The following is a 24848-nucleotide window of genomic DNA, read 5'->3' on the forward strand; positions in this document are numbered from 1 at the left end:
TATAAACGTAAAACTCATTGTTCATTAAAAAAATAATCAATTGGATATTTTTTAAAATCTTAAGTTGACAGCTATGGGCTCGGCGCTCGCCCGCGGAAAGCGAGCGGAATGCTTCGGAAAACAACAGTAGAGTCACAGTGCCAAATGAAAAAAGCGAGGCATTCAACGATTTAATCGTTGAATACCTCGCAATNTAATCATTGAATACCTCGCAATGTGAGAAGCTATGGACTTTTTCAGTGCCTTCGCCGTTATGGGACCTGTTTTTATTTCTTTATTCAATTGCTATAACTCCTTCAAAAACATATTTGTGATAGTGGTTCCTAAAGAACTTCATGCATCCTAGAAGCTATGAGAAGTTAATATGATAAAACTGCAGAATTTTCGGATAATAATATTGTGTAAAATTCTATAAGTTTTTTTGATATAACTTATGCTAGTTATATTATGGATAGTTGAACCACTTTTTTTATGTAATCGTGATGTTGATTTTCAGCGATTTTCTTTCCTTATAGTTAGTACACCTCCATGATACCAACCCGCCTGTTTTTTACTATAGCAAGAAAAAAATTCTCTGAAGTACGTACTTTTTTACGCTCAAACATACGATTTCACAATTTAGATAATTTTTTTTGATATAGCATTCATTTTTTAGAGAGATAGTGATGGCTAGAGGATTTTAGATGAGAGGATCAGTTTTATAAAGTAGAGGAGTATAAAAAGTACCTGTCATCCGTTAGTAATGAGACGGCTGACAGGTACGGCCTATTATAAAGCATTTTCTGTTTTTTCTCGTTTTTTTATTAAATAATATGCATTTACTGAGGAAGTAATAGGAATGATGAGTGCTATCCCAATGCCTGCACAAAATATCATAATCATTTCAGTGGCAAATACTTTAGAATTTATAATGTCGCCAATTGAATAAGATAAATCTTTAAACCATATTAGCAAGCTTAAATATCCACCAAAGAAAGCGAAAAATAATGTATTTGTATCTGTACCTAAAATGTCCTTTCCAATGCTTAATCCAGATGTAAATAATTTTTTTCTGCTAATGAATGGGTTATGATGAAGAATCTCATGCATGGAAGTTGCGATGGAAATGGCAACTTCCAAAATGGCACCAATTGTACTTATAATAATGACGGAAGCGCCAATTTGAACAAAGTCGACGCTAATGTAAAGTGAAAATATGCTAATTTCCTCTGTTGATTCTTCGCCAAAGCCTCGAATCATTGATTTCTCCGTCACAAAAACAATGAACAGTAATAAAATTACTATGGTAATCATCGTAGAAATGAATGCAGTCACCGTTTTACTGCTCATTTCATTAATATAAAATAAGCTTATCCAACTTATGACTGTACAGGCAATGAGCGTTAATATAATCGGACTATTTTTTGGATTGGTCATTAAAAAGATGGTAATAAAGAGCACTCCAAAGTTTAAAAATAAAGATAGAAAAGATCGTACTCCTTTTTTTCCACCAATAACTATCATCAATATAAATAAAATGGCAGTTAACCACACTAATACATTCATTATTTTGCCCTCTTTCGATTAATGAAAAAAATAGAAGTGTATAGACTGATGGGAATCGTTAAGACAACGCCAATACCACCTGCTAAGGCCCGAGCTAACTCTAACGAAAGGTTCATGGATAGTGTTAGCCCTAATGTAGAAGAATTTTTCAAATATAAAATTAACATAGGTATTGATCCACTTATATAAACAAAAAATAAAATACTTGTGATTGGTCCCATGATATCTTTTCCAATATCAATCCCTGAGGTTTTCAGTGCTTTGTCAGAAATAGTATGATCTTGTTCAAATAAAGCAAAAATCGAAGAAGCCATTGTAATTGAAACATCCATTACAGCTCCTAGTGATCCAATAAATAACCCAGCCATAAAAACCGTTCGATAAGGCCGCGTTAAAAATTGCATTTCTTCATAACGAAGACCATTTTCGGATGTAATCCACATGACTAAAGAGGTAATCAATAACGAAATAAATATTCCTATAAGTGTTGCAACAATCGCTGCATATGTTTTTTCATTAAAACCGTTAATGAGTAACAAAGAAATGACTGTAAATAAAAGAATACATACCCCACTTATGAATATCAAACTTATATTTGAATGCTTCACATATAAATCCAGAGCGAAGGATAATACAAGAGCATTCACAATCAAACTGATGATCGAAAACAATCCTTGCCTTTTACCAACAATCAGCAAAGCAAAAACAAAAACCCACGCAACCAACAAGACAAATTGATCGCGCTTTACGTCTAAAATAGTCCCTGTTAAATCTGCGTTTTTGTTTGTGTTTGCTTTAATGTCAACAAATAATTTATTCCCAACATGGTACTCTTGATCGAAGGCCCCAGATGCTGAATACTCATTTGTAAAATGAATAAGCCGACCTTTTTCTTCACCATTTTTTAATACAGCAGTAATAAGCTGAGTATATAAATGATCATCATTTTCATACATATCCGTTACAGGGGTTGATTCTTCTAATTCTGTTTTTATAACTTCTGCAATTGAACGATCATAAAATGCTTCGTTGTGATAAACGAAATAAACCGAAGCGATGAAGCAAATTACAATAAAGGTATAAAATATAACTTTTTTATAAGACTTTTTTTTCAAGATGTTTTGCATTAATAAAACCTCCAATGAGAGAAGGGAATCTAATCATGTTCGTAGCAAGTGCTATTGTTGAAGTTGCAACAAACAACGCCTCACACTAACACTACAAATTGTCATTGTCAAGCCGATCAAAAATAGCCATGTATAATGTAACGCTCTAATGGATTAGAGGTTCCTTATTTAAAATACCCCTTGAGAGCTAAATTATCGGTAAAAATAAAAATACCGGTAAAAATTTTTATTAAGAATTATCTGGATAACCTAATAAAATAGTGTTATCGTAAGAAATAGCTAAATAAAAATATCCTTCGGGGTCGGGTGAAATTCCCAATCGGCGGTGATGAAGCAATTCAAAGTCCGTGAGCGCAAGCTGATTTGGTGCAAATCCAAAACCGACAGTTATAGTCTGGATGGGAGAAGGGTAAAAGTATGAGCTTTTTAAATTCACTTGAGTTTATAAGGTTTATTTGAGTATGCTTTTATGTAAACTACTTCCCATCGTTTAAGTTGGGAAGTTTTTTTTATCTTTATTCAGTAGGTGTTTGGACACCCACTGAATAAAGATAAAGCCTCCGGACGCAATTACGCCAAGGCGAAATTGATTTATTTAGCTAACGAATTGAATAGCAGTAGTTCTTCGGGGTCGGGTGAAATTCCCAATCGGCGGTGATGAAGTAATTCAAAGTCCGTGAGCGCAAGCTGATTTGGTGCAAATCCAAAACCGACAGTGACAGTCTGGATGGGAGAAGAACGATGAGATGACAGCCTATGGAAAAATTTTGTATCCATGAGGTTTATTTGTTAACGTCTTATTTATATGAACTCCCAAACCCCTTTAATCAAAGGGGTTTTTTGTTTGAACGAAAATTTTTGATTGCTGGGAGGAGGTACAGAAGGATAGAACTGTCAAAATGACAGATAGAAATCCGAAAGCGAAGGTTAGAAACCTATAACAAGTGAATGGAACACTTCAAAGCGTAGGAAGCAGGTGAAAAAATGTTTACAGGGATTGTTGAGGATGTTGGTACCGTAAAAACCTTGCAAAACGATAAGGAAAGTATGAAAATTACTGTTATTTCTTCAAAAATGGTGGAGGATGTTAAGCTCGGGGATAGTATAGCAGTCAATGGTATTTGTTTAACAGTGACACATTTTAATGAACAGGAGCTAACAATGGATGTAATGCCTGAAACGGTGAGAGCAACAAATTTACAGCAGCTTGCTGTTGGAAATCCGGTAAATTTAGAGCGCGCCATGCCTGCTAGTGGACGGTTCGGTGGTCATTTTGTATCTGGACATGTAGACGGAGTAGGGAAAATATTGCGTAAGCGGCCATTAGCAAATGCAATCTATATTGATATTGAGCTATTAGAGGAGTTAACGAGCTACTGTATTCTAAAGGGCTCCATCACGATTGACGGTGCGAGCTTAACACTTTTTCATGTCGAGAAAAATAGTGTCACAGTATCACTGATACCCCACACTTACAAGGAAACAATTTTAGGTATGAAGAAAATTGGTGATCTCGTCAATGTAGAGACAGATTTAGTTGGAAAATACATTTTGCATCAACTTAAGCGTGGGCAGGAAACGCCGACCATTACAAGAGACTTCTTAGCGCAAAATGGGTTTTAACTTCTTTCAGCAGAAGTCAAAACATCCGCTGAAAGAAGTTAAAGCCTCCGGCGGATGTCACAGAATCGGAAAGGAGTTCGCATAGGATGTTAGCCTAAAATCACCGCATCCATGCGATAACGGCTAACTGACCTGCATCACGCAGGCCTAAGCACAAAGCCGATTTCGGACGCAATTATGCCGAGGCATAATTGATCTAATAACATATTACGAACAGGAGGTGGCGATATTGCTACATTCAATTGAAGAAGCAATAGAGGATTTAAAACAAGGTAAGATGATTGTTGTAGTGGATGATGAGGACCGAGAAAATGAAGGGGATTTACTAGCACTGGCGGAGTTTATGACACCTGAAACAATTAACTTTATGGCGACCTATGGAAGAGGTCTTATTTGTACGCCGATTTCACAGCAGCTCGCACAAAAATTAGCATTAAACCCTATGGTTAGTATCAATACAGATAATCATCAAACGGCATTTACCGTTAGCCTAGATCATGTGAACACAACGACAGGAATTAGCGCCTTTGAACGGGCGATGACTATAAAAAAAATGATAGAACCACAAGCAAAGGCTGAGGATTTTCGTAGACCAGGTCATGTATTTCCATTAATAGCAAAGGAAGATGGTGTATTAGAGCGTAGAGGACATACGGAAGCAACAATTGATTTGGCCAAGCTTTGTCACAGTATTCCCGCAGGCATTATTTGTGAAATTATGGGGGACAATGGCAAAATGCTACGCTTTCATGACCTTGTTAAATATGCAGCGCAACATCATTTAAAAATGATTTCAATTGAAGCATTGGCAACATATCGACGCCAACAAATAATAGAAGAAAACAAACTAACAATATGAAGGCTATCACCAAAAATTTGGGATGACATTTGTTAAAACGTACTCCATGTATATAAGTTGATTGGAGTGGAGACTGGGCAACTCCTTGGGGTTCAGCGTCACAGATGAGACCCTGGAGCGCAAGCGAGTAGGGAACGAAGGCTAAATGCATCACGTCCTGTGATAACGCCTTCGTGACCAATATCCTGCCACTGCCGCTTCGCTTTCGCGCAAAAAACATCCTGTCGCTGCCGCGCTTTCGCACAGAAAACTATTTGTTGCCCCGACACCCCCAGGAAAGCGCCCAGTCGGAACGGAAATCAACCCCACGTTATTGTGATTAGATAATATAAATTAGGAGAGATTAAAAATGGGTAAAACATTTGAAGCACAATTAATTGGTACGGATTTGAAAATAGCGGTAGTAGTAGGTCGTTTCAATGAATTTATTACAAGTAAATTATTAGACGGGGCGTTAGATGGTTTAAAGCGTCATGGTGTAGTTGAGGATTCTATCGATGTAGCATGGGTTCCTGGTGCATTTGAAGTTCCTTACATCGCTAAACAGTTGGCTGAAACAAAGAAGTATGACGCAATTATTGGATTAGGTACGGTGATTCGTGGCTCTACAACACACTATGACTATGTATGTAATGAATCGGCAAAAGGTATTGCAAGTGTGTCACTATCTACAAATGTACCAGTTATTTTTGGCATTGTTACCACTGAAAATATCGAGCAAGCGATTGAGCGCGCAGGTACTAAATCAGGCAATAAAGGCTATGATGCGGCAATGTCTGCTATTGAAATGGCAAACTTAAAGAAGATGATTCGATAAAGTATTTTCTATAGTATCGGTATTTAATAGTGAATTATTCTAATCAGGCACTTTAAGCAACATGTATCCTTGAATATTTTTTAAATCCATGGGGAAAATATCCGTAAGTGTATTTATTGAAAGTTTAACTTCATTCAGCAAATGTTTTCGTAGCGAAAGCAAAGCGACAGCTACAAATGTTTTCGTAGCGAAAGCAAAGCGACAGCTACAAATGTTTTCGTAGCGAAAGAGAAGCGACAGCTACAATTACGCTAAGGCGAAATTGATTTCTCATAAATGTACTAATCTGGAGCTGACTCAGTAGGAGATGAGGAATATTTCATCAATGGAACATGATTTAAATTTGAAATCTTTGAAGGCACTATTTCAACGCTCTGCTGATGTGATATTCCAAGAGTTTATCTTTCAGCAACATAAAGTACATTTGATAACATGTGAAGCGATGATTAATGAGCAGTTACTACAGACCGTTATTGTACAACGAGTCCAATCATTATTTTTTGAAACATCGGAAGAACTGTTAGAGGAACATATACAAGAGAATTTACACATTCCCCATCTTCAGAAAATATCAAATAAAGATGAGGCCATTACAAGAGTCTATAAAGGACATGCATTACTGTATTTTGAAGATATAAATTTACTGTATTCAAGTTATATTGCTAAAAAACCAAATCGGGAGCCTAAAGAAACAACACTTGAATTAGTTGTCAAAGGCCCTAGAGATGATTTTATAGAGGATGTTTTTATTAACATTGCTTTATTACGAAAACGATTACCTACTAATTCATTAAGCGTTGAGACATATGAACTTGGTAAACGTTCTAAAACAACCGTAGCTGTACTTTATATAGAAGATGTCGTAAATCAAAAGATGCTTGAGCAAATAAAATTACAGCTGCAGGGAATTGATACGGATATTGTATTTAGTGGGGATCTATTGATGGAAAGAATTGAGCAGAGTACGAAGGTTCTACCTAGACATGATTATACTGGGCGTCCTGATTTCGCCATACAAGCTTTAAGTCGCGGGCGCATTATCATCATAGTTGATGGTGTATCATATGTCATTATTACTCCTGCTAATTCAATGTTACTATTTAAATCTGGTGAGGATAATGAATATCCGATTATTGTAAGCTCTATGGAGCGTATACTACGAATAGTAGCTGTCCTTATAAGTGTGCTTTTACCAGGTTTTTGGCTAGCACTAACGACCCATCATCAGGAGCAATTGCCATTCATCCTTTTAGCAACAGTTGTTGAATCAAGAATGGGGCTCCCATTTCCAACGATTCTTGAGATTTTAATGATGCTTTTTATGTTTGAATTATTTCGAGAAGCAAATATACATCTACCCAATGTTATCAGTGGTTCAATAAGTGTTGTTGGGGGATTAGTTATTGGAGATGCTGCGATTAAAGCGGGTGTTACGAGTCCTGCCATGATTGTCGTTATAGCTACTTCAAGTATTGCAGCTTTTACACTCGTCAATCAATCTTTTGTAACAGCAATGAGTATTTTAAGGTTAATCATCATTTTAGCATCTGCTTTTTTTGGGTTGTTTGGATTCTTCATTTCGGTGTTTTTCATCCTTCTTTATACTGCAAATTTACGAGTATTAGGTGTACCGTACTTAAATATGGGAGCAGATTTAGATTGGCAGGACATTAAAAGATCTTTAGTTCGTTTATCTCCAGCAGGTTATCGTAACCGACCTGAATTTTTAAATGTACAAGATAAGTCAAAAACATCGAGTAAGAAAAAATAAAGTTTTTAATAAGTGGGGTCTCTTTATCCCCCACTTATTATTAGTCTTCACCAAGTTTTACGGGCAGTTAATGCAGGATAAATACTTATTATGAAGAGATCAGGTTTATATGCCTGATCTTCTTTTTATGCCTTATTTCAGCAAAGCTTTTAGAGGTTATCATTGGAATAGGAGAGGACGCAGAACCGATAACAATTTCCAAACAATGCAGATGGAATGGTAAAAAAATATAATAAAAGGTTGGTATGATAAAATGCTATTCTCCTTTTTAGTTTACTTTCTAGGGAAGGATTATTAAACTAATGGTTACGGCTATTACAAATGTTGCGCTCGAAAAATAAAAAATGATGTTTGAATTTTATCAGTTCCTGACAGAAGACTTACACTTCAAGAAATGGGGAGAATATATCCTAATGAGTAAGTAGGCGCTAAATAGCGGTTGGCGATAGCCAAAACTTTCTTGTAATGATAAAATAAGAACGAATATTCTTATTTAGTGAGGCGAAGATTCCTTCATCGTTAAAAAGACGTGCAAAATCTGAATTTATCCAAATTGAACGTTGCTTTTATGATTAACGTACTAATGCCCACGATTAAAGAAAGAGCTTGATTGATTAAAAACAGTGGCTAGCATTGCCGTCTAGATTCTTCTGAAACATCTTGAGGACACCTTCAACTGATTTCTCAACAGGCAGAATGAATCACTACGCTAATGGAATAAGGTGCAAAACCCTAAAATAGCGAACGACCAGTGAATTCTTACTAGAGTCAAATGCTCTCTAAATGGCGAATATAAAACAACCATAAAAAAAGAAGTTTGTTATAGTATAATAGTATTATCGGATATAAAATTGTTTGAATATTGAAAAGTATGACAATTATGTCGACTTTGTCTAACAATTTTGAAAAGCTCCAGCTAAATTAAGCATTATTTATTTCTATAGATGAGGAAGTACCAGTTTGTATGAAAAAACGAAAAATAAAACTAATTTTAATACTATCAACTATCCTATTAGTATTGTTTACGAGTTTAAACATCTTTACATCCTATATAAAAATGAAAAAGACAGTAGAAGAATCAATAGCGAATCAAAGTCTGGAAGCGGCTATTACTATTGCGTCTTCCATTGATGTAGAGGCGTACCAACAATTTTTAGAAAACCCTCAAAAAAATGATTATTATTGGGCATTAAGAAGCTACTTAAATGATGCAAGAGTAAAACTAGGTGCTTTATTTGTTTATACATTAGAGGTTGATAATCCAAAGGTATCTACAGCAATGATTATCGGGTTACCAGGTGAATTAACGGAAGGCTTCGATATCGGAGAAGTTTGTACAGTACCTGAACAGCAAGTGCAAAAAGCGTATGAAGGAGAAACATATGTAACAGGTGTAATACAAGATTCTACACACGGTGCCTATCTATCTGTGGGTGCACCGGTAAAGGATGAAACAGGGGAAATTATTGCATATTTAGGTATCGATATTAGTGCAGACACACTAAATGGCATCAAGGGAAAAGTGATCGAAGATAATCTTCTTATCTTTATTTTTAATGGTGTACTTATTTTAATCGTTATCGGCTCTTTTTACTTTTTACAGAGATGGTATCAAAAAGAAGTGGCGAAGGAAGTTGGAGCGACAGAAGATACATATCAAGCAGAAATTAAAACTTTAATCACTTCCGTGTCTTCCTTAAGACATGATTTCACAAATCATATACAAGTATTGCATGGACTTCTGCAATTAGACAAACCTGAACAGGCCAAACAATATTTATATTCACTGTCTAAAGAGGTACAGGCTATTAAGGCCCTTAAATTAAATATTGACCATCCAGGCTTATCGATATTGTTGCAAACGAAAAAATTAACGGCACAAAATCATAATATTGATATGGATTTCACAATCTCACAGGATACATTTGATAAAATTAAAACAACGGATTTAATCAAAATCTTGTCGAATTTAATAGATAATGCGATTGATGCGGCAAATGAATTGCCAGAAGATCAACGTAAAATAACAATTTGCTGTAAAGCAGATGACACGCAGTATGAATTTAAGGTTACAAATACTGGACCAAATATTGTGGAAGCAGGGCATATATTTAAGCAAGGATTTTCCACGAAGAAACCAGGAAATGGTAAAATAAGAGGGCAGGGCTTATTTATTGTGAATGAAATTGTCAATAAGTACAACGGACAAATTTCTATCGATTCCACAAAACATTTAGAGACAACAGCAATAGTAAACATTCCAATAAAGTAAATTTCGAAGCTTCCTACAAAAAATTGTAGGAGGTTTTTTTATCTTTATTGATTGGAGTCCGCTACCAGCGAAGTAAAGGAATTAACGACTAATTATCTGCTCTGCCGTTGAAGTAACTGCTTCACTATGCGAAAAGCTATTTTAACTTTCACTGTTACATTTTTTGAGTAATTCATTTCATATATTACTAATAACCAAAATGGTATTATTAGGAGAGGATGAAAAAATTGGATAATTCGATCCTTAATTTATTGAAAAAGGGTGGATTCATTATATATGCAAGGCATGGAGAAGCAACGGCCGGCATAGATCAGCCTTATTTAAATTTACAAGATTGTTTTACTCAAAAAAATTTGTCTGAAGTTGGGCGAAGGGAGGCAATTTATTTTGGACAAATGCTACGCTATTTCCAAATTCCAATTAGTTCACCGATTGTCGCAAGTCCTTTTTGCCGTACAATTGAAACGGCACAGCTGGCCTTCCCCAATACGTATGTCCAAATTGAACCATTTTGGTATGAGATCTATAAGTTAGGTGGGAAAATCTCTATCAATGAACAAACGAATATATTATCAAATCTGCAATCAGTGTTAGAAAGAAAGCCGCCACAGGGAATGAATCAAGTAATTATTGCCCATAGCTTTCCTGTAGGTATTGGATTAGGAAAAATTTCAAACATGGGAATGGTTATTGTTAAGCCAAAAGGTCCTGGAAACGGCTATGAAATAGTAAAAAAATTAACGATAGAAGATTTATCCCGCATTAACGGGCAGTAGTTTATCTGTACCGAAAGCGAAAAGTCAGGTACAAGTCTCCCACCCAAAAATTCGGTGAATGCAAAGAATTAGGCTGCAAAAAATGGATTGGTGAAGACTAATAATCAGTGGGAGATGAAGCCCCCTACTGATTAAAGTTTCACTTGATCGTATTTAGGTAGTAGCTCAAAGTAAAATTGAAATGAGGGAAAAACGTGGAAATAAAAACAGTCTCACAGTGCACACTAAAGGAAACGTTAAAAACTTGGAATAAAGGCTTTGAGGGGTATTTTGTACAAATTGATATGAATGAAGAGGTGTTTTTAAATCGACTTGTTGGGGAGGGACTATCCCCAGAGCTTTCAATAGTCGCATTTGATCATAATGATCCTGTTGGCATTGTCTTAAATGGCTTTAGACAAATTGATGGCAAGAAAACCTCTTGGAATGGTGGAACAGGTATTTCTCCAGAATATCGCGGTAAAGGTGTTTCTCGCGCTTTAATGGAAGAAACCATTGCCATCTATGATAGAGAGAACGTGGAAGTTGCAACGCTTGAAGCTATTAAAGAGAATAAAGTAGCAATCGCTTTATATGAGAAGTATGGCTATACAATTACAAATCAATTGCTATTTTTAAGCGGTGATTTTGACCCCAAAATAGAGAAATCAGCCGCAATTCATGGAGAAATCATTCGACCCGAACAGCTACCACATTTATCTTTTTATCAGGAAGATGTTCCTTGGCAATGTAGCTGGCAAAGTAATAAACAAGGAGAAGCCAAAGTTTTTTATAACGAAAATAATGAAGCGATTGGCTATATGCTATATAGAACAGTATGGGATCAGGATGGAGCAATCGACCGCATAGTGCTTTATCAATTAGAGCTATTGGAGAATGGCAATGTAGAAGATATTCCACACTTTATCGCAAGTATTACAAATCATAAGGTAGAAATGGCTACAGTTAACTTTTTAGCAAGTAATCCAGCCACAAGCTATTTGATGGAAAATGGGCTAGAGGTGAAGACAGAGCAGGTGCAAATGAAGAAGAAAATGGATTGATTGTTTGTGGGGTAGTAGAGAAAATTAAGTAAAGTTTGAAAATGTCAACGTTGATGAATTCAAATTAAGTTCCAGTTGTTCCAGGTAGTTTAAAAAAGAAGGTGTTTTTAGTAATGAGAAAAATACTCATATGTAATTTACTAATATTGGTATTGGTAGGTTGTGCACCGGCTATAAATACTAACCCTACTGCGACATCTATTCTTAAAGAACATTCTCAAGTAGATATTCTTCAGTATAATAATTTAATTTATATTAATGCTACAAGCTTGGAATCGATAAAAAAATTAGAATTTACAAAGAGTGAGAAGATAGGGGAAGTTGTTAAAACTACAAATTCCTCTAAAAAATTCAAAGATTTTTATGCTACTAAATTGGAAAGTGGAACAGAGATTTTTTCTACAAATGATAATAATACTTATACAATCATTGCAGAATCAAATGGGCAACAAATACTTTATACGGTTCTGCTTGAGGGCTAATTATACCAACGAACAGTACTTATTCGTATTTTTAACAGGTTGTCAACACTCGATAATTCCAGTATACTAATCCGATAAAGAATGTAAATAAAGGATGAATTTAAATGACGTTTGAAGAGATATTACCACGCTTAAAAGCGGGAGAAAAAGTAATTCGTAAAGGTTGGGGCGGTGCCGAATTGTATGTGAAGGTTGTTGGACAAAGCGAACATGATGGCGAGGCTTTGAATCCTTATTTTTTAATTAATGTACGTGGTGAGGGCTATACAATGTTCACACCGACAGTCTGTGATTTATTAGCGGAAGATTGGGTAATTGTCAATTAATCGAAAGAGCCATCTCAAATGAGGTGGTTTCTTTGTTTTTTGGGGAGAGATATATATGAAGTTTGAAGAATATAACAGTAAAACGGTATTTGTAACGGGGGCTGCTTCAGGTATTGGTCAAGCCCAAGCTATTGCATTTTTAGAAAATGGGGCGAGTGTATTCGGGTTTGATTTAGATGAGCAAGGGTTAGTAAATCTACATAACCAATTTCCTGAACAATTTGCCTATACAGTAGGTAGTGTATGTAATAAGAACGATGTAGAGCACGCATTTGAAGCTGCGATTTCTATATTTAAGCAAGTAGATATTTTATTAAATACCGCAGGCGTTTTAGATGGCTTCGCAAAAACGCTCAATACAGATGAGGCACTTTGGGATAAAATTATGAATACCAATGTAAAGGGTACATTTTTTGTGACAAATACGATATTACCCCATATGGTAAAAAGAAAATCAGGCGTAATTATTAATATGGCATCTATTGCAGGGCTTGTTGCAGGCGGTGGTGGTGCGGCGTATACAGCGTCTAAACATGCGATTGTTGGCTATACGAAGCAGTTAGACTTAGATTATTGTCGGGAAGGAATTCGTGCCAATGCTATTGCACCTGGAGCCATTCAAACACCGATGAACAAGGCAGACTTTGAAGGCGATGGAGAAATGGCCAAATGGGTCGCTAATGAAACACCTGCTGGACGCTGGGCACAACCAAGTGAAGTGGCGAGTTTAACACTTTATTTGGCTAGTCAATCAGCTGATTATATGCACGGTACAATTATCCCGATTGATGGCGGCTGGCTTACTAAATAGTGTTGTTCAATCGTAAATTCTTCTGCTATAATACGCAAGTAAGCAAAATTTCGCTTGCACTACGGCACTTCAGATAGGGCGAAAAGCTCTCTTCCTTTGGTCGTAGTTATTACTAAAATAGCCGATATGCTATTTTACAAAGGAGAATAAAATTGAATACATCTATTGTAAAAGATTCAAGCCGTACTTCTGTAATCGAACTTACAAAGACGGCACTTGTTGCAGCTTTATATGTGGCTGTAACCGTTTTATTGTCAGTCATTAGTTTTGGGGCAGTTCAACTTCGTTTGTCGGAGATGTTCAACTACCTGGCCCTATACAACAAGCGCTATGTAGTAGCCGTGACTCTAGGAGTAGTACTCGCAAATTTCATGTCACCAACGTGGATATTAGATGTACCCATTGGTGGAATTGCGACATTTCTCGTTTTAATTCTTTGTCGAAGAGTAACGAAAAATATAACAAATGATATTGTAAAAATGGTTATAACTGCATTGATTTTTGCTATATCAATGTTCACCGTTGCAGGACAATTAACAATCCTCTATGATCTTCCGTTTTGGGCAACTTGGTTTACGGTAGGGGTTGGAGAATTACTGTCCATGACTGTTGGTGGTATGACTATTTATTTATTAAATAAAAAAATTGATTTGACGAAATGATTTAATGCAATCTGACCCATCGCCTCGATTAATGGCACCGCAAAAGTATTGAGTATAGAACAGCTCCAGCCATCTTGGCCGAATTCATAGCTCAAATACCTCCGTCTGGGTCAGAGCAAATTTGAGCTTCACATTGCGAGGAATATCGTATTTTTTCATACTCTCCTTGTAGACATTCCGCTGAACACCATATAATCTTCTTTGTCCGGATTCTGTATGCCATATTCCAGCATAAGATCTGGGCTACGATTCTCCACTATAGCGTACTTTATTATTGTACAGCTACATGATTACCCTATACCAATTTAGACCAGTCTTCATAGAAACATTTCGGAAGACAGTGACGGATAGAACTCTCAAAGTACAAATGCGCTATGCTAAACACAGCAAAAAGGGACTCCATCTTATGGTCGGTGAAGCACCATTAAGGGAGTCCCTTCTGTGAAGAAGTATTGCTTATCTCTTAAGATTGAGTGTCAGATGGGGCAGACTTTACCTCTTCTGCCGGAGTATCATCTTGTTTAGACTGAAGTATGAACTGAGTAGACGGTAAAGATAACATATTTAAACTTCCATTTCCCGATTTGGCTACGGTCATTACTATAGCTTGATAAGTAGTATCACTATTGATTTTAATTCCAAATGCATCAAACATCTTTATAGATGCACCATTAGTATTTTCGTTCGACTTGAATGAGGTGTAATTCTGTGGATTGACCTTATTCGCATCAGACAACTTGAAGTTTCCTACTTTATCTGCTGGAATCAAAAATACTCGATATTCTGTTACGTTGTTTTCATTGCTTACTTTATCAAAGTTAATCCGTATGTCTTCATAGGTGCCAGTATTCCCAACGGTAGAAAGACTTACATTAGTTACTGCTTCTACCGCGGCAGAATTGGTTAACGTAACTTCATTCGAAGCGCTAGACAATGTAAATGTGCCGGTTGAACTGCCTTTTCCAACTGACAATACGTAAACGTTATACTGCGTACCATTAGTGATAGAATTCCCATCTATATCCGTTGCCTTAACGTTAAGAACCTGGCTAGTACTGCTGCCAGAAGTACTTATGGTAGTATAGTTTGGAAATTGGATGTTGCTTGCTATTGAAGTATTGAATGGTTTATTTTTAGGTACTACCATAATTCGATATTCGCTTATGTTCGATGCATCAGATGCATGATTGAACGATACCTGTAAATCTCGGCCATCTCCAAAATCATTTACATCGCTTGCAGTAACATTGCTGACCGCTTGAACGGCTTTGTTTTTAGTAAGCGTAATCGCCGACGAAGCAGAAGAAAGAGCATTGGCGCTTGAAGAATTTCCATTCGCTACAGTTAGTACATAGACACGATAGCCAGTGCCTTCTTTAATGTTTTCGCCGCGTACGTCCTTGGCACTTTCCAATGTCCTAGTTACCGTTCTATTCCCGCCCCTGCTCTCGAACGTGTAATAAGAGCTGCCATTGGCTTGTGACGGGCTGAAGCTGTTGTAATATGCTGTCGGTACGACAAAAATCCGATAATGATTGACATTTGTTTCATCGGAAGGCTTCGTGAACGTTACCTGCAAATCACGACCATCTCCAAAATCGTTAACATCAGCAACAGTCAGATTGGTTACAGCTTGCACATTGTAGTTCTTATCGAGCGTAATCGTAGACGTCGGCGCGGACAGCGCATTGCTGCCGGAATAATTACCATAGCCTACTGAGAGAACATAGACTCGGTAGCTAGTACCTTCCTTGATATAATTGCCGCGCACATCCCGAGCATTCTCCGAGAGCGCCTGCCCGTAAGTGTTATTTCCTGACTTGCTCACAGTCGTATAATTGTTGCTGGATACGCTATTTGCATCCGACAGACTGAAGCTACTGTAATACGCTGTTGGTACAACCATGATGCGATAGTGACTAATATTAGACTCATCCGCCGCTTTAGTGAAAGAGACATAGAGATCACGACCGTTGCCATAATCATTCACATCGCTGGCAAAGAGATTCGATACGGCACCCACGTTGCTACTATATAGCGTAATCGCATTGGAAGCAGACGATAACCCGTTATTCCCTGAGTTCTTAGCTACGGCCATAACAAATACACGATAGTTGACCCCATTCTGAATGGCATAACCGTCTGTATCTCGTGCGCCTGAAGAGAGAACCTGAGTAATATTGTAACCCGTCTTGTTCACCTGCGTGTAATAAGAGCTGGACAGACTGTTCGTCTTCGTCAATGTGAAGTTCGAATAGTTGCTAGCTCTTACAACAAAGATTCGATAAGAGCTAATGTTGGACTCATCTGACGCTTTGTTGAAGCTAACCCGCAGATCGCGTCCATCCCCATAGTCATTGACATCATCAACTTGAGTAATAATCGGAATATTCGCTCTATTTGAACTAAGTGTTACTGAAGATGAAGCAGAAGACAGCTTATTAACAGCTGAATTTGTGTTGCTTACAGACAGAACGAACGCTGTATAAGGTACGCCGTTCTTAATATAATCACCGGAAGAGTCGCGCGACGAAGAAGTCAGAGTTCCTGACAACGTGCCACCATTGCTTCCAGATTTATTGACTGTAGTATAGTAGCTACTAGATAAATTATTCGCAGTAGTAAGGCTGAAATTGCTAGCATCCTTGGTCTTTACGATAAACACACGGTAATTCGAAATATTGTTGTCATTCTGCGGACGAGTGAAGCTAATCGAGATATCGCGTCCATCATCGAAATCGCTAATATCGCTAATTTTCACATTTGTTACCTCTGCAACCGAAGACGTGTTCGTTAGAGTAATCTTCGGAGAAGAATTCGATAATACGCTGGAATAAGAACCTTTCCCAACTGTAAGTACATAAGCTACATAAGGCTGGTCATTTCTAATATAGTCTCCGTCCACATCCCGTGAACTTTGAGTTAATATTATAGAACGATCCGAGCCGGCAGGTGATACTTTCGTATAATTTGAAGCGGAGACCTTCAGGGCCGACGCCTGATTAAAGCTTTTTGAAGCCTTCACAACGAGAACCCGGTAATGATCCACAAGTGATTCAGTAGACGATTTGGAGTAGGTAACCTCCAGGTCACGCCCATCTCCTTGATTACCAATATCTCTAACCGACACATAGTTCGCTGGAGAAATACTGATATTGATCGGAGTATCAGATTTAATAGATACGATCTGATTATACGAGTTCCAGTCAACATCCTGACCAAGCGCTTCACTAACAAAGCGTACTGGTACCATTGTTCTGCCATTTATTATCTGTGCAGGTACATCAAGCGTAACTCTCTCGGCATTAATTGTAGCTACCTTTGATTTAATCTTGAGAACTACCGTTGTATCTCCTTTAATTCCTGTAACGGTTTGATTCTTTCGATCCCAATCCACGTTTGCATCCAATGCCTCAAAGATTGCTCTAAGCGGCAGCATAACACGCCCTTGAACCATCACTGGCGGCTGGTCGGTCTTTAATTGAACTCCGTCCACATAAATCGTGATGGCCTTTGCCGCTTGAGCGGTCGCTGGCTGCAGCAATAACGGTACAATAAGTATCGCTGCAAGAAGTAAAGTCCATATTTTCTTCATAAATTCCCTCCTTCCTCATGCCTATCTGTTAACCTGACATGATAAATATCATCTTATAATTATAACGTACCAACAGGTAAAAGAGTTTCGTATTTTTACCCCGTAAAGAAAATTTAACCAAGAAGGTGATACCATCAGCCTTATTGGTCGTTTTCCTATATGAAATAATAAATGTAACCTCGTCGTATCTTTCTCGGCGTATTATTCATAGTACGAATGGAGAGGGTTACATTTCTATGATTATAAAACGAATCGTTATGAAGAGACGATGACTTTCTTCATTACATGGGGTTCAGGTATACCAGGACAGACTACCGCCGCGGCGAAAGCGATGGCTATTATCCCGGTCAAGCGGGCTGACCAGAACAATAGCAATTCCAAACAGAGGAACAGTAACCCACTTATTGATGCAGTAGGTACGGCTCTAAACTTAGGATTATACAGATGGACTATACGAAGCACTAGCAGCAGGCAACTCTTTTGCCGATATCGCCATATCCATTCAGAAGGCTGTAGATTCGGTCATCAGCTTGCGAGTACCTCAGTCGCAAGAACAGCTGGATCAGAAGTAGGTCGATGGGCATATCTCCGTCGAGGCGAATCAGCTGCAATCAAAAAGCTTGTCGCGATGATAAGCGACAAGCATTGCCGAGAAGTACCATATAGTCTAGCTGGATCTATAAAATGTGACTCGCTTTTTCCGTTTTATTCCACTGTCACTGATAGCTCCTTTACAAGTAGGGATGGGGAGCCATACCCAGCCGGTAGGAAGTAAAGCTCTGAGCCAGATTCTTCGATATCGTTTAAGAACTCAAAGAAGTTTCCGGCTATTGTCATTTGCTTGACAGGGGAGACAATTTTGCCATCTTGAATATGGAATCCTTTTGCTGCAACTGAAAAATCACCAGAAACCGTATTTGTACCAGAGTGAAGGCCAGATAATTCAGAAATAAGTACTCCTTCAGAGACTGATGCAATTAACTCTTCCTGTGATCGCTTACCTGGTGAAATATATAAATTTTGAGGTGCTATTGATAGAGTACCTTTATAAGAGTCTTTATGGGCATGCCCACTCGTTTCGCAGCCTTCTTTCTTTGCCGTTTTTCTATTATGCAATAGTGTTTGCAGTGTTCCATTTGAAATTATCGCCTGCTCCTTTGTTGCAACACCTTCACCGTCAAAGCTTGCTCCAGACAAAGCATCAGGATGGAATGGGGCATTCAGTAATGTTAAAGTATCTGAGGCCACTTTTTGTCCGACTTTCCCTTTTAATAAAGATTGGTCCTTTTGTGCATTTTCAGCTGACAGAATTGGCATAAAGGTACTTAGTAAAGAGGCTGTCGCATCAGAGCGTAGGATGATTGGATATTTTCCAGATGGAATCGACTTTTCACCTAAATTCGCAAGTGCTTCCTCAGCTGCTGCTCTTGCAATTTCATCAGCATTGAGAGCATGAAAATCACGTGTCATTTTCAAATAACCACCCGTTTTCAGTTCCTCACCTTCTTTGACAACTGTGGAAAGGAAGATGACTAAACCATTCTCCTTATGTGATAAGGAAAGGTTTTTACTATTCGCTAATGAACGTTCAGTACTATATTCTTGAAGGAAACAATAATCAAGCGTTACAATGCGCGAATCGTACGCACGAACTTTTTGTTCAATTAAACGAAGTAGCTCTATTTTTTCAGGAATTCCAATAGTCTCTAATTCTTCATTGTAAAATTCATATGGCGTGTATTCATTACTGCCTTCAAAAATATCTATTCCTTCATTTTCATCGAGTACATCTGCATTTGCCTTTACACTGTCGATTAAAAAGGACATCGAAACATCGTCTAGTTTTTCTGTATAGGCGTAACCCATTTTTCCGTTATGCAGCCCACGTAGACTTAGACCCCCATCCTCAGAGGTTTCATAGCTATCAATCTGTCCTTCATAAAGCATGCACTTAAAAGAGTTTTTTCGTTCAAAATATACTTCAGCCTCTTTAAAACCGGCTTCTATCGCCTTATCTAGTAATTTTTCTTGATATTCAGCAATGTTCATCAATTATTCCCCCTTTGTTCCTCCAACTGTCATTTCACTAACACGAATCATTGGCTGACCAACATTGACAGGAAGACTACCACTAATTGATCCGCACATGCCAGCACCGTGCGCAAGATTATTACTAACACGATCAACTAGCTGCAATGTTTTTGCCCCGTTGCCTATAAGCGTTGCACCACGTACGGGACGATCGATTTTTCCATCCTTCACGATATAAGCCTCCATAACCGCGAAGTTATAGTCACCAGTAGAGGGATTTACTTGCCCACCACCCATATATTTTGCATAAATTCCATATTCGGTAGCTGCAATAATTTCTTCCGGTGTAGATGTGCCTGGAGCGATATATGTGTTCGTCATTCGGGATGTTGGATTGAAACGGTAGGATTGGCGACGTGAAGAGCCAGTCGGTTCAGCATTCATACGGCGTGCATTAAATTTATCGATCATGTAACCTTTTAAAATACCATTTTCAATTAAGATGTTTTTTCGTGTTTTTTCCCCTTCATCATCAATGTTAAGAGAACCCCATTCGTTTGGAAGTGTGCCATCATCAATATATGTAACAATATCGGGGGCAACTTTTTCGCCAATACGGTTTGCAAAAACGGAATTGTTTTTAGCGACGGCTGTAGCTTCAAGTCCATGACCACAAGCCTCGTGAAAAATAACGCCACCAAATTCATTATCAATGATGACTGGGAATTTACCGCTAGGACATTCGTCGGCATGAAGCATAGTAACCGCAATACGTGCAGCTTCACCAGCATAGTGCTCTAGATTTAGATTTTCGATAAACTCAAAGCCTGCATGTGCACCAGGACCATAGAAGCCCGTTTGCATTTCTTTGCCCTCGGAGGCTGTTGCTTGGAGAGCAAGTCGACTATGAATACGTGTATCTTCTACAAATTTTCCTTCTGAGTTGGCGATTAAAACATGCTGCTCTTCGTCAAGATACCGAACTTTAACTTGACTGATGCGTTCATCATAATTTCTAGCAATGTCATTAGCCTGCCGCATGATCGTTGCTTTTCTAGCATGCTCCACACTGTTTGGTAGAATGATAATGTTATGAATTGGCGTAATAATTTCTTTTTTTAGTGGTTGAATCGTTCCAGTAGTACCGCCTTTAATGGCAAGTGCTGCTCGTTTTGCTGCTGCTAGTAAGCCTTCCTCTGAGAAATCGTTTGTGTATGTGTAAATGCTCTGAAGACCGGAAAAAATGCGTATACCAATGCCGAAGTCACGCCCTGATATACTTTGTTCAATTTTTCCACTTTGTAATGTTAATTCATTGGCAAACTTATCCTCGATGAAAACTTCGGAAAAATCGCCACCTGTAGACAGTGCCGCTTCAAGTACATTTTCAATTACTGATTGTTTAATCATATTTTTCCCTCCTTTTTTAAAGTATACCAAATAATTTAAAAATTCTGTATTTGTGAAGTGTATCACATAATTATATATATTCTATTTGTGACATTTTATGATATGGAGTATTGGTAGTTGGAAAATGTTTGCAATAAAATCATGCATTTAAATAAATTTCTATATGAGAATCAAAAATTGATTATATTTAACATCTTCTTACCCAAACTAATGAAAAGGCATAGGAAGGTGATGGAATGCAGCAACAGCAATATAGTGCAGGGGATATAGTTTTCATTTTTTATCAACATCCATTTATTGATGATGTAGTAAACATACAGGAAGCTGCAGTAGTGAACATTCCGGATAATTCAACGGAGATGGCGCTATTCCTCTTTGAGAAGTACTATCCGCTAACAAATGATATGTTAATATTTACGAGCGAAGTGGATGCTGAGCAAGCTTATCACCAATATTTTCATTGATGGAGGTAGAACATAAGAAGTCTTATAGGAACTGATTTTCCTGGAATATAAATGCGGTTTCATGCACAGCGGCCATTACACAAAGGCGAAATTGATTTGTATAATCCCAAAATTGATGGTAACGCTAACAGAGATAGCCATGAAGAAGGGGAGAAACATTATGTATTCATTTCAATCGAATTGTTGGTCAGAGCATGAGGAACTTGAGGTTGTTATGCTTTGTGCACCTTCAAAACTAGATGTACCAGATTTAACAATAGCTGAAAATGTAGGATGGAGTGCTGCTGTCAATCATGTAAAAGCAATGGAGAATTTCCTGGAATTTAAGACAACGCTAGAAAATGCGGGTGTCAAGGTGATTGATTATTCGAAAGAGCTACCAAATGATATGACAACAGTAAGTGAGCAGCTTATTAATAGGTACTTTGTCCGCGATCTTGCCTGTGTTATAGGAAATAGTATGTTCCTTGGAGAGGCAGGTAGCTCGCTAAGGCGTCCAGAGTACCCACATGCTCACTCATTATTAGAAAAGTGGTTTCCAGAGAAATTTTTAAAAGTTAAACAACCTTATACTGCTTTAGAATGTGGCGATGTGCTCATTTTAAATAAGGATGCCGTGCTTATTAATATTGGAATGAGAACAACATTAGAGGCTGTGGAAAGTATCAAGGAGCGTATCTTCCAAGAAGGATTTTCGGAAATTGCGATCATTGATTTGCCAAGACGCTCCGATACACTTCATTTAGATATGAATTGTAATGTTGCGAACGATAATCTGCTAATAGCTAAAAACTTTATGCGTTATTTTCCTGTACACGTGTTTACAGCTCAAACAAGTCGTTTTGAAATGACCGAACAATTTTTAAATCACCATGGCTTTGACGTTTACTGGCTTGAAACATATAATACAATCCCAGATATCAATTTTATCAATCTTAATCCGGAAACATTGCTGATTAGTAAGCAAGCAACGAAGCAGCAATGGACGAAGCATCCAACATTGCGTAAAAAGAATTTGATAGAAATTGACGTAACAGAGCTAGAAAAAGGGGGTGGCGGCATTCGTTGCATGACATTGCCACTGCTACGAAAGTAAGTAAAAGGCAGAAGGGTTGATTGAAATGGCATCTAAAACAAGTAAAGGGCGGATGTCTTGGTGGCAGCTCTCACTTCTCGGTATAGGATGTACACTAGGAACAGGATTTTTTCTTGGGACAAGTATGGCCATTCATAAAAGTGGTCCTGCTGTTATAATTCCTTTTTTGTTAGCGGCAATTGCTACTTATATTGTTTATGATGCTCTTGTTAAGATGTCAGTTGACAATCCAGATAAGGGATCATTCCGTACGTATGCAAAGCAAGCTTTTGGAAATTGGGCAGGATTTAGTAATGGCTGGATTTACTTGATTTCTGAGATGCTCATTATGGGTAGCCAATTGACGGCGCTTGGTATTTTTACAAGGCTTTGGTTTCCTACACTTCCATTATGGGTTGCTGCATCTATTTATGCTGCACTTGGATTAACCGTTATTCTTATGGGGATGAAGGGCTTTGAAAACTTTCAAAATATTTTTGGTGCGTTAAAGGCAGCAGCGGTTGTCATGTTTATTATAGTAGCGGTTGTCTTAATAATAAAAGGATTCAATACGGAAACAACGACACTCGATGCACTGCATGCAAATTATGAAGAATTATTCTCACAAGGTGTGAAAGGAATATGGCTTGGATTGCTATATGCCTTTTATGCATTTGGTGGAATTGAGGTTATGGGTTTAATGGTCATTGATTTAAAAAATCCTAAAGAAGCACCGAAAGCCGGAAAAGTGATGCTTATTGCTATAACTATCATTTTTCTAATGGCTATTATGCTTGCCTTGGCGCTTGTTTCTTGGAAGGACTTTAATATTAAAGAAAGCCCATTTATTACAGCGCTTAATGGTTATCACATACCTTTTTTTGCAGACATTTTTAATGGCGTTTTAATTATTGCAGGTTTTTCAACAATGGTTGCCTCTTTATATGCGGTCATCACGATTCTCATTACACTGGCAGAAGACCACGATGCTCCAGCTTCTCTGGCGAAAAAAGGGAAAATGAAGATTCCATTTCCTGCATTTCTCTTTTTAGCTAGTGGTTTAATTATAACCATTGTTATCGGCTTCCTCATGCCAGAAAAGATTTTTGAATATTTAGTTACAGCTGCAGGCTTAATGTTAATTTATAACTGGCTCTTTATATTAGTGACATATAGGAAGCTAATGAAGCTGTCGAAGTGGGAGTATGTGAAGAATAGTATCGGGATGTTACTCATTGTGGTGACAGTGTCTGGGACGTTAGGGGAAAAAACAAGCAGACTCGGTTTTTTCGTGAGCCTGCTTTTTATCATCATCATAGGAATTGCGACTTGGATTGTCATGAAAAGGCAAAAACACGGTAAGCATGTTTAATGTTCTTTGTTTTTCTGAAGAGAATGTTGCATACGTAAAAAAGGACATTTCGATGCACTACTATTATCATCACTTAAAAAATACTGTTTCCACTCATAACTGTCTTCTTGCCCATACCATTTTAAATCAGTATGAGCTGGAATAGCATCGTATTCGGTAATGCGTTGACGAATAAGCTTCTTTAATTTTCGACCAAATACAGTAGAGTCGTTCATTTCTTCAAATATCCAGCGTGGCTGAAATGCCATTAATAAAGTGGAGAAATGACGACTCTTACGCAATTTATGTGCGGGAGTTGCACAAGACACAAAATAAGGCTCACCGTTAAAACAAAATTCCCATTCATGATGCGATGGGGCTGTTGGAATTTCCTTTGGCCAATCGACATCATCAAATTTAGTTAAATTGTTTAAAACTGACCAAAATAAATTTCTATAATCCTCAACTTCGAAATTTTTATGCATATCATTAGGGGTTTTAAAGAAAACGGTATGTGTTGTATATTTTCCAAACGTTTGAGACCACTTATTGTATTTCTTTAAACATAGTGCTAACGTCTTTATCGATTGCTCCTCTCGTGGATCTCCTATAAAGCTATAGCGAAGCTCGTTCGATAAAAACCCTTTTCTAGCTGGAATACAGGGGAACGTATTTGCTTCATCTGCAACCATGGCAGCGAAGTCGGTATATGCTGACTGTTGCCATAATGGAAGTGTTTCAAAATGTTCTTCAATCCACTTCTTGTCTAACACTGCTACTTCCACTTATGTCTCCTCCTTCTTACCTC

20 protein-coding genes, 1 pseudogene and 2 riboswitches are annotated in these 24848 nt (G+C 37.7%); of the genes and pseudogenes, 14 read left to right on the forward strand and 7 right to left on the reverse strand.

Annotated elements, in window-relative coordinates:
• Positions 1-768: 768 nt before the first annotated feature.
• Positions 769-1545 (reverse strand): YibE/F family protein, encoded by a 777-nt coding sequence (locus AN161_RS15840; protein ID WP_053595317.1) that lies wholly within the window; start codon positions 1543-1545, stop codon positions 769-771.
• Positions 1545-2672, reverse strand: a complete 1128-nt coding sequence (locus AN161_RS15845; RefSeq protein ID WP_053595318.1) for a YibE/F family protein — start codon at positions 2670-2672, stop codon at positions 1545-1547. Before AN161_RS15845 ends, AN161_RS15840 begins: the two co-directional genes overlap by 1 nt.
• 288 nt (positions 2673-2960) lie before the next feature.
• A riboswitch (FMN riboswitch) is annotated at positions 2961-3086 on the forward strand.
• Between the two features lie 203 nt (positions 3087-3289).
• Positions 3290-3415: riboswitch (FMN riboswitch) on the forward strand.
• A 241-nt stretch (positions 3416-3656) separates the two neighbouring features.
• Between AN161_RS15845 and ribE (AN161_RS15850) the strand changes: the two genes are divergently transcribed.
• The 11 genes from ribE (AN161_RS15850) (at position 3657) to AN161_RS15900 (ending at position 14114) form a co-directional block, all read left to right on the forward strand.
• The gene (ribE, locus tag AN161_RS15850) at positions 3657-4295 is read left to right on the forward strand and encodes a riboflavin synthase (RefSeq protein ID WP_053595319.1); all 639 of its coding nucleotides are present in this window, start codon (positions 3657-3659) and stop codon (positions 4293-4295) included.
• A gap of 220 nt (positions 4296-4515) precedes the next feature.
• A complete protein-coding gene (ribB, locus tag AN161_RS15855; protein WP_277815956.1) occupies positions 4516-5154 on the forward strand; it encodes a 3,4-dihydroxy-2-butanone-4-phosphate synthase in 639 nt (212 codons plus the stop codon).
• Positions 5155-5503: 349 nt separating this feature from the next.
• Positions 5504-5971, forward strand: a complete 468-nt coding sequence (gene ribE, locus AN161_RS15860; RefSeq protein WP_053595320.1) for a 6,7-dimethyl-8-ribityllumazine synthase — start codon at positions 5504-5506, stop codon at positions 5969-5971.
• 325 nt (positions 5972-6296) lie between these two features.
• Positions 6297-7742, forward strand: coding sequence for a spore germination protein (locus AN161_RS15865; RefSeq protein WP_053595321.1), 1446 nt, complete (start codon positions 6297-6299; stop codon positions 7740-7742).
• A 964-nt stretch (positions 7743-8706) separates the two neighbouring features.
• Positions 8707-10014, forward strand: coding sequence for a GHKL domain-containing protein (locus AN161_RS15870; protein WP_053595322.1), 1308 nt, complete (start codon positions 8707-8709; stop codon positions 10012-10014).
• Between the two features lie 218 nt (positions 10015-10232).
• Positions 10233-10790, forward strand: a complete 558-nt coding sequence (locus tag AN161_RS15875) for a histidine phosphatase family protein (RefSeq protein WP_343069264.1) — start codon at positions 10233-10235, stop codon at positions 10788-10790.
• Positions 10791-10984: 194 nt separating this feature from the next.
• On the forward strand, positions 10985-11833 hold the full coding sequence (locus AN161_RS15880) for a GNAT family N-acetyltransferase (protein ID WP_053595323.1): 849 nt from the start codon (positions 10985-10987) through the stop codon (positions 11831-11833).
• Positions 11834-11946: 113 nt separating this feature from the next.
• Positions 11947-12315, forward strand: coding sequence for a hypothetical protein (locus tag AN161_RS15885; protein ID WP_053595324.1), 369 nt, complete (start codon positions 11947-11949; stop codon positions 12313-12315).
• Positions 12316-12419: 104 nt separating this feature from the next.
• A complete protein-coding gene (locus AN161_RS15890; RefSeq protein ID WP_053595325.1) occupies positions 12420-12641 on the forward strand; it encodes a DUF2829 domain-containing protein in 222 nt (73 codons plus the stop codon).
• Between the two features lie 55 nt (positions 12642-12696).
• Positions 12697-13452: a 3-oxoacyl-ACP reductase gene (locus AN161_RS15895; protein WP_053595326.1), complete on the forward strand. Its 756-nt coding sequence runs from the start codon at positions 12697-12699 to the stop codon at positions 13450-13452.
• A gap of 152 nt (positions 13453-13604) precedes the next feature.
• Positions 13605-14114 (forward strand): QueT transporter family protein, encoded by a 510-nt coding sequence (locus AN161_RS15900; RefSeq protein ID WP_053595327.1) that lies wholly within the window; start codon positions 13605-13607, stop codon positions 14112-14114.
• Between the two features lie 2 nt (positions 14115-14116).
• Here the strand turns inward: AN161_RS15900 and AN161_RS30640 are convergent.
• The 4 genes and pseudogenes from AN161_RS30640 to AN161_RS15915 all read right to left on the reverse strand — a co-directional run.
• Positions 14117-14368: pseudogene (locus AN161_RS30640) on the reverse strand (glycosyltransferase family 1 protein); the annotation flags it as partial.
• A 209-nt stretch (positions 14369-14577) separates the two neighbouring features.
• The gene (locus AN161_RS15905) at positions 14578-17709 is read right to left on the reverse strand and encodes a copper amine oxidase N-terminal domain-containing protein (protein ID WP_053595328.1); all 3132 of its coding nucleotides are present in this window, start codon (positions 17707-17709) and stop codon (positions 14578-14580) included.
• 705 nt (positions 17710-18414) lie between these two features.
• A complete protein-coding gene (locus AN161_RS15910; protein ID WP_053595329.1) occupies positions 18415-19758 on the reverse strand; it encodes a TldD/PmbA family protein in 1344 nt (447 codons plus the stop codon).
• A gap of 3 nt (positions 19759-19761) precedes the next feature.
• Positions 19762-21150: a TldD/PmbA family protein gene (locus AN161_RS15915; RefSeq protein ID WP_053595330.1), complete on the reverse strand. Its 1389-nt coding sequence runs from the start codon at positions 21148-21150 to the stop codon at positions 19762-19764.
• 236 nt (positions 21151-21386) lie between these two features.
• On the opposite strand from AN161_RS15915, the gene AN161_RS15920 reads away from it, so the two are divergent.
• The 3 genes from AN161_RS15920 (at position 21387) to AN161_RS15930 (ending at position 24061) form a co-directional block, all read left to right on the forward strand.
• Positions 21387-21614, forward strand: coding sequence for a transcriptional regulator SplA domain-containing protein (locus AN161_RS15920; RefSeq protein WP_053595331.1), 228 nt, complete (start codon positions 21387-21389; stop codon positions 21612-21614).
• A gap of 160 nt (positions 21615-21774) precedes the next feature.
• Positions 21775-22710, forward strand: a complete 936-nt coding sequence (locus AN161_RS15925) for an arginine deiminase family protein (protein ID WP_053595332.1) — start codon at positions 21775-21777, stop codon at positions 22708-22710.
• 25 nt (positions 22711-22735) lie between these two features.
• A complete protein-coding gene (locus AN161_RS15930) occupies positions 22736-24061 on the forward strand; it encodes an amino acid permease (RefSeq protein ID WP_053595333.1) in 1326 nt (441 codons plus the stop codon).
• Here the strand turns inward: AN161_RS15930 and AN161_RS15935 are convergent.
• Positions 24058-24825 (reverse strand): YqcI/YcgG family protein, encoded by a 768-nt coding sequence (locus AN161_RS15935; protein WP_053595334.1) that lies wholly within the window; start codon positions 24823-24825, stop codon positions 24058-24060. The two genes, AN161_RS15930 and AN161_RS15935, sit on opposite strands and share 4 nt — an antisense overlap.
• Between the last annotated feature and the right edge of the window lie 23 nt (positions 24826-24848).

The sequence above is a fragment of the Lysinibacillus sp. FJAT-14222 genome, from assembly GCF_001278875.1.
Lineage (GTDB): Bacteria > Bacillota > Bacilli > Bacillales_A > Planococcaceae > Lysinibacillus > Lysinibacillus agricola.

What these genes read in the sequence shown, in the direction of transcription:
- AN161_RS15840 (WP_053595317.1), bottom strand. Translation starts at nt 1,545, where the DNA reads ATGAATGTATTAGTGTGGTTAACTGCCATTTTATTTATATTGATGATA.
- AN161_RS15845 (WP_053595318.1), bottom strand. Translation starts at nt 2,672, where the DNA reads ATGCAAAACATCTTGAAAAAAAAGTCTTATAAAAAAGTTATATTTTAT.
- ribE (WP_053595319.1), top strand. Translation starts at nt 3,657, where the DNA reads ATGTTTACAGGGATTGTTGAGGATGTTGGTACCGTAAAAACCTTGCAA.
- ribE (WP_053595320.1), top strand. Translation starts at nt 5,504, where the DNA reads ATGGGTAAAACATTTGAAGCACAATTAATTGGTACGGATTTGAAAATA.
- AN161_RS15865 (WP_053595321.1), top strand. Translation starts at nt 6,297, where the DNA reads ATGGAACATGATTTAAATTTGAAATCTTTGAAGGCACTATTTCAACGC.
- AN161_RS15870 (WP_053595322.1), top strand. Translation starts at nt 8,707, where the DNA reads ATGAAAAAACGAAAAATAAAACTAATTTTAATACTATCAACTATCCTA.
- AN161_RS15875 (WP_343069264.1), top strand. Translation starts at nt 10,233, where the DNA reads ATGAAAAAATTGGATAATTCGATCCTTAATTTATTGAAAAAGGGTGGA.
- AN161_RS15885 (WP_053595324.1), top strand. Translation starts at nt 11,947, where the DNA reads ATGAGAAAAATACTCATATGTAATTTACTAATATTGGTATTGGTAGGT.
- AN161_RS15890 (WP_053595325.1), top strand. Translation starts at nt 12,420, where the DNA reads ATGACGTTTGAAGAGATATTACCACGCTTAAAAGCGGGAGAAAAAGTA.
- AN161_RS15895 (WP_053595326.1), top strand. Translation starts at nt 12,697, where the DNA reads ATGAAGTTTGAAGAATATAACAGTAAAACGGTATTTGTAACGGGGGCT.
- AN161_RS15905 (WP_053595328.1), bottom strand. Translation starts at nt 17,709, where the DNA reads ATGAAGAAAATATGGACTTTACTTCTTGCAGCGATACTTATTGTACCG.
- AN161_RS15910 (WP_053595329.1), bottom strand. Translation starts at nt 19,758, where the DNA reads ATGAACATTGCTGAATATCAAGAAAAATTACTAGATAAGGCGATAGAA.
- AN161_RS15915 (WP_053595330.1), bottom strand. Translation starts at nt 21,150, where the DNA reads ATGATTAAACAATCAGTAATTGAAAATGTACTTGAAGCGGCACTGTCT.
- AN161_RS15920 (WP_053595331.1), top strand. Translation starts at nt 21,387, where the DNA reads ATGCAGCAACAGCAATATAGTGCAGGGGATATAGTTTTCATTTTTTAT.
- AN161_RS15925 (WP_053595332.1), top strand. Translation starts at nt 21,775, where the DNA reads ATGTATTCATTTCAATCGAATTGTTGGTCAGAGCATGAGGAACTTGAG.
- AN161_RS15930 (WP_053595333.1), top strand. Translation starts at nt 22,736, where the DNA reads ATGGCATCTAAAACAAGTAAAGGGCGGATGTCTTGGTGGCAGCTCTCA.